General features: G+C 62.7%; 2 protein-coding genes. Both read right to left on the bottom strand.

Going from position 1 to position 1,849, the window contains the following annotated elements:
• Positions 1–176: 176 nt before the first annotated feature.
• Positions 177–494, bottom strand: coding sequence for a hypothetical protein (locus JCM9942_RS14995; protein WP_054660644.1), 318 nt, complete (start codon positions 492–494; stop codon positions 177–179).
• A 3-nt stretch (positions 495–497) separates the two neighbouring features.
• Positions 498–1,454 carry a DUF932 domain-containing protein gene (locus JCM9942_RS14990; RefSeq protein WP_054660642.1) on the bottom strand — a complete coding sequence of 319 codons (957 nt, stop codon included), beginning with the start codon at positions 1,452–1,454 and terminating at the stop codon, positions 498–500.
• Between the last annotated feature and the right edge of the window lie 395 nt (positions 1,455–1,849).

Genomic DNA, 1,849 nt, shown 5'->3' with positions numbered 1-1,849 from the left:
GCAGCATCGGAACTCCCGATGCCGCGATTGCGGACTTCCAACCACTCCTCACGCTCCATCGAGCGCGTGTCGACCAGACGAATCGCCGCTGATCTGCTCATTTCCAATCCTCCAATCGAAGAAGCCCGGCCTCCGTGGGGAGGCCGGCTTATGGGTAGCTTTGACAGAGACGGAACCTACACCGGGGTTGTCGCCATCGCTGAGGCCAGCACCCCGTTGAGGATGCTCTGGGCGCTCTCAGGACCACCTCCGGCCAGGAGGTGCTTGCCGAAGGCCACGCCGAAGGGCTCGGCCACCTCGTAGCACCAGACACCGGGGAACACCTCACTACATGCGCGCCAGGCCCGAGTCAGAAGCTCAGCCTGATCGATGCATGCTTGGACGTAGCCCAACTCCCCTTGGAACGGGACCTTCGCGTACGGAGCCCCACTCTTGTCCAGTGCTTGCTTGGCCCCTATGGCGATGTACGCAACGTCGAGCTGATCGACGTCCATCGCTCAGGCCACCAGCTTTATGGCTTCGTCCCAGGCCCGTTGCTTGATCTGGGCGCCCGCCCCGAACCATGCCGCATCCCTGCGGTGGTCGTCGCTCCTGGCACGCCGGTGGTGGTCAACGAACTCCGTCACGCTGCTCAGGACGCCCCAGGCTGTCCCCTTGGCCGTTGACAGCTCCGACCCCCTGCCCGCGCCGTCGTACAGCGCACGGGCGACCGTGAAGGCCTGCTCGTTGACCGCGACTCCCTGCCCGTCCGGGTTGGGGTATGTCAACACCCGGCGCAGGAGTCCGTCCACCGAGTCCGGGTCTACCGGGGTCTCAACCAGCGCCCTCATCTGGGCCACAAACGAATCCCAGGTCGATACGGTGATGCCCAGCTGACGCTTCACCACGTCGGGGTCGAACTGACTGCGGTGCGGCACCTTCACGACGCCCGCATTGCTGCCCAGTGCGATGGCCAAGGTGTTGTTGCACACGACCCGAACCGAGGTGAACTGGGCTGTGGTGGCCAGCGTCCCATCACAGGCCGTGGCCAGCAGCAGGTAGCCTTCGACGCGGTCCTTCCGCTTGAGCACCGTGCTCTGCCCAGTCCTGGCCAAGGCCCAGAACTTACGGCCTTCGCGCAGTACGCCGGCCGTTTCCAGCTCAAAGCCGCCGACCTCGGTCAGGTCGCGATAGAACTCCAGGATCTCCCCCGGCTGGACGACCTTGTAGCGCTTGGAGACGACGGACAGCGGGGCTTGCGTGTCTGACCGGTACAGGACCTTCTGTTCCGGGAAAGCGTTGATGGCCCCGATCCCGTTCTTCCCGACCACGTAGCGGACTTCGGACTCTTCGATCGACCAGTCCATCCCGGCCTCGCGCTTCCAGACCTCGATGGGCTGCTGCGGCGCAAGCTTGTTGCCGAGCCCGTGCCACGGTCGTTCGCCGGCATAGGCCATTGTTTCAACCAGGTGCATCTTTCTTCTCCTAACTCTTGGGCATAAACGCACAAGGCCCGGCGAATGCCGGGCCTTGTGGTCTGTCGCGGGTTGGATTACGGAAATCTTGGGCGTTTGCAGCTGACGCATCTGGCGACGCTCACCAGAGCCGCCGCGACTACTACAAGAACGCAGTAGACCGCCTCGGACCTGTCACTCATAAGGAATCCATCTTCAAGGTGCACAAGGAGCGCTGTGCCCTTGCGCAAAGCCAGACCCTACTGGCTTCAACGAGGTGATATGTGGCTGAGATTTTCTTAGATCGACTCTTTGCGCATTATCCACTCACGCTCGGACGAAATCGCCAGTGAGTCAGTCCCCATGAGCCAGAAAAGGCCCAAAAGCCTGGAAGTATGAGGTGGTGCGTCCGCTCT

It is taken from the genome of Stenotrophomonas pictorum JCM 9942 (assembly GCF_001310775.1).
GTDB lineage: Bacteria > Pseudomonadota > Gammaproteobacteria > Xanthomonadales > Xanthomonadaceae > Stenotrophomonas > Stenotrophomonas pictorum.
This window is presented reverse-complemented; position numbering and strand designations above follow the sequence as displayed.